Source organism: Sulfitobacter sp. (assembly GCF_036961165.1).
Taxonomy (GTDB): domain Bacteria; phylum Pseudomonadota; class Alphaproteobacteria; order Rhodobacterales; family Rhodobacteraceae; genus Sulfitobacter.
Map to the genome: position 1 here is coordinate 1 of NZ_JBALVJ010000122.1, position 6,620 is coordinate 6,620.

Annotated in this window: 9 protein-coding genes; 8 read left to right on the forward strand and 1 reads right to left on the reverse strand. The window is 57.8% G+C overall.

Annotated elements, in window-relative coordinates:
* Window positions 1–298: 298 nt before the first annotated feature.
* The 3 genes from V7730_RS21450 to V7730_RS21460 all read left to right on the forward strand — a co-directional run bounded on the left by V7730_RS21450 (window position 299) and on the right by V7730_RS21460 (window position 2,279).
* Complete coding sequence (locus V7730_RS21450) at window positions 299–889, forward strand: EF-hand domain-containing protein (protein ID WP_335749596.1); 591 nt, start codon at window positions 299–301, stop codon at window positions 887–889.
* Window positions 890–1,048: 159 nt separating this feature from the next.
* Window positions 1,049–1,606 carry a c-type cytochrome gene (locus V7730_RS21455; protein WP_335749597.1) on the forward strand — a complete coding sequence of 186 codons (558 nt, stop codon included), beginning with the start codon at window positions 1,049–1,051 and terminating at the stop codon, window positions 1,604–1,606.
* A 151-nt stretch (window positions 1,607–1,757) separates the two neighbouring features.
* Entirely contained in the window at window positions 1,758–2,279 is a 522-nt protein-coding gene (locus V7730_RS21460) for a rhodanese-like domain-containing protein (protein WP_335749598.1), read from the forward strand.
* A gap of 311 nt (window positions 2,280–2,590) precedes the next feature.
* Here the strand turns inward: V7730_RS21460 and V7730_RS21465 are convergent, their stop codons facing one another.
* The gene (locus V7730_RS21465; RefSeq protein ID WP_335749599.1) at window positions 2,591–2,932 is read right to left on the reverse strand and encodes a winged helix-turn-helix transcriptional regulator; all 342 of its coding nucleotides are present in this window, start codon (window positions 2,930–2,932) and stop codon (window positions 2,591–2,593) included.
* A gap of 109 nt (window positions 2,933–3,041) precedes the next feature.
* On the opposite strand from V7730_RS21465, the gene V7730_RS21470 reads away from it, so the two are divergent.
* The 5 genes from V7730_RS21470 to V7730_RS21490 all read left to right on the forward strand — a co-directional run.
* Window positions 3,042–3,971, forward strand: a complete 930-nt coding sequence (locus tag V7730_RS21470; RefSeq protein ID WP_335749600.1) for a ring-cleaving dioxygenase — start codon at window positions 3,042–3,044, stop codon at window positions 3,969–3,971.
* The gene (locus V7730_RS21475; protein ID WP_335749601.1) at window positions 3,968–4,675 is read left to right on the forward strand and encodes an alpha/beta hydrolase; all 708 of its coding nucleotides are present in this window, start codon (window positions 3,968–3,970) and stop codon (window positions 4,673–4,675) included. Before V7730_RS21470 ends, V7730_RS21475 begins: the two co-directional genes overlap by 4 nt.
* A gap of 110 nt (window positions 4,676–4,785) precedes the next feature.
* Window positions 4,786–5,001 carry a GNAT family N-acetyltransferase gene (locus V7730_RS21480; RefSeq protein WP_335749602.1) on the forward strand — a complete coding sequence of 72 codons (216 nt, stop codon included), beginning with the start codon at window positions 4,786–4,788 and terminating at the stop codon, window positions 4,999–5,001.
* A gap of 235 nt (window positions 5,002–5,236) precedes the next feature.
* A complete protein-coding gene (locus V7730_RS21485; RefSeq protein WP_335749603.1) occupies window positions 5,237–6,256 on the forward strand; it encodes an IS30 family transposase in 1,020 nt (339 codons plus the stop codon).
* Between the two features lie 130 nt (window positions 6,257–6,386).
* The coding region (locus tag V7730_RS21490) for a DUF1415 family protein (RefSeq protein ID WP_335749604.1) at window positions 6,387–6,620 on the forward strand (234 nt) is incomplete at its 3' end.

The window sequence follows — 6,620 nt, forward strand, 5'->3', positions numbered from 1 at the left end:
ATTCTCAGTGACAATTTATGGGGCTACCGGGTCAGCTCTCAGTGACATTCAACAGGTAACGGATTCAAATTCTTTCTGCGGTGCGGAAGGCGGCTCCGAACCCCTACGTCTCAAACGCTGTAACGCAGTAAGCGATGCGTACGGCTCACGGTATCGCGTATTTCGGCGATGTGAGATTCTGGCCTCCAACTGACTTGGAGGTGATTTGATGCTCGATGACTGATCCACATCAATGTGTTGCCAACCGGGCAGTGTCATATGCAACCCAACGCAACCATTTCATGAGGATTACTTTACTATGAACCATAAAACTCTTCTCGCAGCGACTGCCCTTGCCGCTACAGTTATCGGCGGCACCGCTTTCGCAGACTCCAATCACGGGCACAAAGGTAAAACCGGATCGAATGATCAGGCCGGGATGATGCACAATGGCGGCCCTGGAATGATGGACATGATGGGAATGATGCAACGCATGCATGGCGAAATGATGGGCGGCGGCATGATGGGCGGCGGCATGATGGGCGGCGGCATGATGGTCGGAATGGGTCCTATGGGCGGCGACATGATGCAAAAGTTTGACACGGATGGCGACGGCACCGTGACGCCCGATGAAATGCGGACCCAACTGCAGGCCAAGTTGACGGAATTTGACAGTGACGGTGACAGCGCGCTCTCAATAGCGGAATTCGAAACTCTCCACAGCGCGATGATCCGCGAAATGATGGTGGATAAGTTCCAGCACCTTGATGCGGACGGTGACGGTACTGTTACGGCTGAAGAAATGACCGCACCAGCCGAAATGATGGATCGCATGGAGAAGGTGCGCGCAAAGATGGGAATGATGCAGGGCAAGCAAGAGGGTAACGGCACCATGAAAACCGACAACTAAGTGTTTTGGCGTCGGCGTGATGCCGACGCCGACACCCATGAACGGTACAAAATTTGCAAAGTCGGCTAACAGCGCCGAGCTGCCGATTATGTAGACTACGGCCAAGGACGGATTCTGCCCACCTTCACCGTACCGGCTCCCGACGAAGAGGACCCCTGAATGTCTCAAAGACCACATCCCTTCTATCGTCGCTACGTTCGACTCGGCGGCATCGTGCTTGTCTTGGCCGTTGCGCTGGTCGCGGCGCAGCTTACGTTTGGTTCCGGCCCAATGACCAATCGCGCCGATTGGCCGTCCGAGTTTCAAAGCAACGGCGAGCGAATCTATTTCACCGGGACAAGTGCATCCGGCCAGCTGATATCACTCCAGGGCGGGACAATGCACATGAGAATGTCGGCGGGCGGATGTGTTACCTGTCACGGTGCTGATCGCAAGGGTGGGCGCCTAATGCCGAAATTCTGGAAGTCCGCGCCACCTCTGACGGCAGCCGCCCTGTTCGGTGAGCATGCGAACGAAGATAACGATGCAAGCGGCGATGGCGATGGTCATGGCGACCACGATAGCTATACCGAAGACACGCTTCGCCGCGTAATTACGGACGGCGTCGACCCAGCTGGGGAGCGTCTCGACCCCGCAATGCCGCGATGGTCTATGTCCGCTGAAGACATGGCCGACCTGATCGCCTATCTCAAGACGCTCGTTGGCGGCGGAAACTGACCCGATGCGCCTGTCGGCAGCGTGAATTGAGCGGCCGAATGGCTCATGCCGCTCAACCACTGTTTCGGCGCTGTTGCTGATGGGCGTGGAGTTCGAAGAAAACTTCGATTGCACTGTTCATCGAACTCGAGAAACTCAAAGGAGCAAGCCCATGCCTGATCTGCTCAAGATCACAGAGGACGAGACGAAGCTCGTAATCAAAACGGCAGATGGACCTATCGAAATCGTCCGTCAGAAAAATGAAATGCAACTTATCACCGGGGTGCTGCAGCCGATAATTCCAGTTACAGGCGTTAAACCTGTGGGAGAACTCGAGGTTCTTGCAGCGCTCGCTGATCCAGAGTTTCTGGTCGTCGACATGCGAGAGCCCGAATGGCGGCTAAAGGCGACCATTCCAGGGAGCATCTCAATTCCATTTAGCGAAGTGACACACAGGCTTGACGAACTGGGCTGCTCACGAGACCCAAGGGGGTGGGTTTGCTCCTCTGCCAGAAAAGTGGTGGCGTTCTGCAACGGTCCCGCTTGCCCACAGAGTCCCACCGCGTTTCACACAATGGTACGCGACGGATTTCCACCTGAGCGGATCTATTATTATCGCGGCGGTATGCAGGATTGGCTGGTTCTCGGGCTAACAACGACCGCCATTCCTGCGCGACAGGAAAACCATGAGTAGTGTAGTAAGTGCTGAGATTGCCAGTGAGTCATCCAACGCGGCTATCGGCGGCGGACCTTGGTGCAAGATGCAGCTACTTAATGCCTCCCCTAAAGAAGACATTTAATCGGATGGCATGAAAGGCAGCAGAGTCCGCCGACCGATGACTGAGTCAACAAAATGCTGCACGATGCACGAATGGCTGGTCTGGTGAAGCTGCACCGCAGCACTCGGCCACGAGGCGAACGGCAGGTCAGGGCCGAACCCGCGCGGCTGCGGCTCTTCGTCGATGAGTTGATCAATACCGCAGTCGATTTTCCTTGGGAGCGCGCTTAGACTTTGATCTTTTCAATGCCCTTTAGGACGGCATGCACGGCGAAGCCTGTTTCAGTCAGCCCATAAGTGACCTTTGGCGGGATGGTGTTTTCCTGTTCGCGCCAGACCAGCCCATCGCATTCCAACTCTCGCAAGCGGGTTGTCAGTACCTTGGGCGAGATCCCCGCGACCCTGCGGCGCAAGATGCCGAAGCGGCAGGCTTGCTGCTCGCCCAGCACATAGATCACATGGGTTTTCCACTGACCCCAAAGCTTGCGCAGCAGAGTGTCAGCCGCACAGGGCATGTCAATTTCGACCGCATCAGCCGAGGCAAGCACTTCTTTTTGGGTAGTTTCCATTTGGTAACGACTTTCACTTGGTAACTTGAGGCTTACATAAGCCTCCAACCGATGAACACAACAAGCCAAGCGGCCCTCTCGCGCCCTTTGGTAACGAAAGGAGAGCATCATGTCTCATGCCACACCCCCGGCCATTTCCGGCCTGCACCATGTCACAGCCATCTCCGGCCCACCGCAGGCCAATCTCGACTTTTGGGTTGGTACCCTTGGCCAGCGTTTGGTGAAGCGCACTGTGAACTTTGACGATCCGGGCACCTATCACCTCTATTTTGGGGACAAGGATGCAGCACCGGGGTCGATCATGACCTTCTTCCCCTTCATGGATGCTGGTCCGGGCCGCGCAGGCGCAGGCATGGCCTCCGCCGTGGCCTATGCGATCCCCGATTTGGATCGGCGCATGGGCGATCTGGCTGAGGCGGCCATTGACTTTGACGGACCGTTCGAGCGGTTCGGCGAACGGGCAATCGCGTTGAAAGATCCCGATGGTCTGCGGGTCGAACTGATCGAAGGCGGCGCGCGGGATGAGGGGTTTCATTCCGTCACCCTTTGGCTCGACGATGTCGCCTCTACCGCTGAGGTGCTGGAGGCGATGGGGTATGCGCGCGAAGCTGAAGACAACACCGCAACTGGCGGCACGGGCGGCACGGAAACCCGTGTACGCTATCGCTCGACTGACCCCGAGCGCGGCTCGGCGGTCGATCTGATGACCTCGGTTGCACGCTCTGTCGGGCGGTCTGGTGCTGGCACCATTCACCACGTGGCCTTCCGGGCGCGGGATGGAAAGGAGCAGCTGGAATGGCGCGAGCGACTCTTGGCTGTCGGCGAGCAGGTCACTCCGGTGATTGACCGGCAGTATTTCGACGCGATCTACTTCCGCACGTCCGGGGGGGTGCTGTTTGAAATTGCCACCGATCCACCGGGATTTGCCGTGGACGAAGATCCGGCCCAGCTGGGAGAGGCACTGAAACTGCCCGAGAAATACGAGGCACATCGCGCGCGTATCGAGCAAATGCTTCCGGAAATCCGGGTGCCGTCATGAGCGGCGCGCTGGCGTCAACTACCCGGGGCACCGGTCCGCATGCGGGGCAACGGCTGGTAACAGCCGGAGTCCCGCTGGACCGGGCGCGGCTTGCGCTTGTGATGATCCACGGGCGGGGCGGGGCCCCTGAAGATATGGTCGGTCTCGCCGACCACCTCGCCCTACCGGATCTTGCCGTTTTCGCCCCCGAGGCGGCGGGTCGGTCATGGTGGCCGGACTCCTTCCTCGCGCCGCTGGAGGCCAATGAGCCTGGGCTGAGCGGTGGGTTGAGCGTCGTTTCAAACCTGCTTGACGATCTGGCAGAACAGGGCTTTGGCCCTGAGCGGGTGGCCCTTGTAGGCTTCTCGCAAGGCGCTTGTCTGGCGGTCGAAGCCGCCGCACGCTTTTTTCGCCCGTTCCGCGCAGTGGCAGCCCTTTCCGGTGGTCTGGTCGGCACGGGCGAGGCGGGCGGCGCGCCGCGCGGCGATCTTTACGACCGTCCGGCCAAGACCTTTGACTACGAAGGTCGGCTTGCAGACGTGCCGGTGCTGCTTGGCTGCCATGAACAAGACCCGCACATCCCGCTGGCCCGGGTGCGCGAGAGCGCTAAGGTATTGGAAGCAATAGGCGCCAAGGTCGACACGATGGTCATTCCCGGAGCCGGGCATGGCATCATCGCTGAAGAAGCCACTTGGCTCCGCAAGCATCTGAACAACAAAGGATGAAGGGAGAGCACATGGAGACCAACATTGAAATCACCCGCGAAGAGGGTGACAGCAAGGGCCGCTATGTGGCGGTCGTGGATGGTCAGCGGGCCAAAAAGACTTATTCTTGAATGGGCGAAACCACAATCATCATCGACCACACCGGCGTGCTGGATGCCTTGCGGGGGCGCGGTGTCGGTGAGGCGCTGGTGCGTCGCGGGGTGGAAGACGCGCGCGCCGAGCGTAGTCCTACCTCTGGGCAGACCGCCATTGCCGTTTTGCTGTTCGAAAATCTGGCAATCGTGCCCTTCTTGTTGCTCGTCACCCTGCTGGCCCCCTCGGGTTAAGAAGCGACGCTCACGGATAACCCCAACAAGGCCACGACCCGCGTGTCGATCAACAGGCCGGTTACATATGAGCGACTTCCGAGAACATGCCAGAAAATCACTTGCGAACAGCAGCCGGTACATACAAATGGGCCGGTAGCGGCGCTCGACACGAAGGGCGGAAAGGTCGCATGTAACTCCTTGGGCTCAAATTAGAAGTGCGACACCGACAGCCGGAAGGGCATAGGATGTCGCTATGGAAAAACACTACAAGCACCTGAACGCCGATGAACGTGGCGTGATCCTTGCGGAACATCAGCGGGGATCGAGTCTTCGTCAGATCGGTCGGATTATTGGGAGGCATCACGGCACTATCGGGCTTGAACTGACGCGGGGTGCTACACCTGACGGGTATGATCCACATGTGGCGAGGCTGGCTCGTGATGCGGCACAGCTGCGCTCGAGACGACGGCGCAAACTGGTTCCCGAGGCTCCGTTCTATGACTGGGTGCGCAACCGTTTGATTCATTGGTGCTGGTCGCCGGAGCAGATCGCGGCCAGACTCCGGCGCATGCATCCAGATGATCCCAGTCAGCGCATTAGTCACGAAGCGATCTATGCCGCGATCTATGCGCAGCCGCGGGGAAGCTTGAAGACGCTGATGATCGAGGCGCTGCGGCAGGCTAAACCAAAGCGCGGAGCCTGGCGCACCCCGCTTGCCGGGTCTGCTATGGTTCCAGAAACGCTGCGTATTATTTATCGCCCGGAAGACGTTGAGGCGCGCCTAGTTCACGGCCACTGGGAAGGAGACCTGATCAAGGGCGCTTTCAACCGGTCGGCGGTGGGCACGGTGGTCGAGCGCAAGACGCGCTTCTTCATTCTCAGCAAGATGAACGGCTGCACCGCCAGCACCGCCCTTGAAGGTTTTACGCGACAGATGAAACGGTTGCCCGTGGCGCTAAGACGGTCGATGACCTATGATAGAGGATCGGAAATGGCCTGCCATCCTGAGTTGTCTCGTCGTCTCAAGATTGACATCTGGTTCTGCGATCCGCACGCGCCTTGGCGGCGTGGCTCAAACGAAAACACCAACGGACTGCTCCGCCAGTTCTTCCCGAAAGGCACTGACCTGAGTGATCTCAGTCAAACCGCACTGAACGACGTTGCCCGATTAATGAACGACCGTCCCCGCAAGACCCTGGGATGGAACACACCCGCCGAAGCCATGGCCGAGGAACTCGCGGCCATCAAAACAACTGTCGCGCTTCAAACTTGAATCCAAGCTCCGCCGAGCCGATAGATTTGGCTTTTGCAAATCAATTTGAGATATGGGCAAAATAGACTTTCAGTTAGTTCAATAAGAAAGGATTTACCGTATCAATAAGTTCGACCTTGAGACACTATCAATAGCTCATCAAGACGTAGTTAAAAACACCCGTCGATGGCTTGAACAAATGGTAGTAGGGCTAAATCTTTGCCCATTTTCCCATAATGTCATAGTCCAAGACCAAGTGCATTATGCCATCTGTGATACCACCATTGATGCACAGTTAAAGCAGTTCTATGTGGATGAGTTACAGCGCCTGCCGGTGTTTGTCAAAGGTGTTGTCCGCCGATTTCATGCGGCGTCTCTGATTTCA

What these genes read in the sequence shown, in the direction of transcription:
- V7730_RS21460 (WP_335749598.1), top strand. Translation starts at nt 1,758, where the DNA reads ATGCCTGATCTGCTCAAGATCACAGAGGACGAGACGAAGCTCGTAATC.
- V7730_RS21475 (WP_335749601.1), top strand. Translation starts at nt 3,968, where the DNA reads ATGAGCGGCGCGCTGGCGTCAACTACCCGGGGCACCGGTCCGCATGCG.
- V7730_RS21485 (WP_335749603.1), top strand. Translation starts at nt 5,237, where the DNA reads ATGGAAAAACACTACAAGCACCTGAACGCCGATGAACGTGGCGTGATC.
- V7730_RS21450 (WP_335749596.1), top strand. Translation starts at nt 299, where the DNA reads ATGAACCATAAAACTCTTCTCGCAGCGACTGCCCTTGCCGCTACAGTT.
- V7730_RS21480 (WP_335749602.1), top strand. Translation starts at nt 4,786, where the DNA reads ATGGGCGAAACCACAATCATCATCGACCACACCGGCGTGCTGGATGCC.
- V7730_RS21465 (WP_335749599.1), bottom strand. Translation starts at nt 2,932, where the DNA reads ATGGAAACTACCCAAAAAGAAGTGCTTGCCTCGGCTGATGCGGTCGAA.
- V7730_RS21470 (WP_335749600.1), top strand. Translation starts at nt 3,042, where the DNA reads ATGTCTCATGCCACACCCCCGGCCATTTCCGGCCTGCACCATGTCACA.
- V7730_RS21455 (WP_335749597.1), top strand. Translation starts at nt 1,049, where the DNA reads ATGTCTCAAAGACCACATCCCTTCTATCGTCGCTACGTTCGACTCGGC.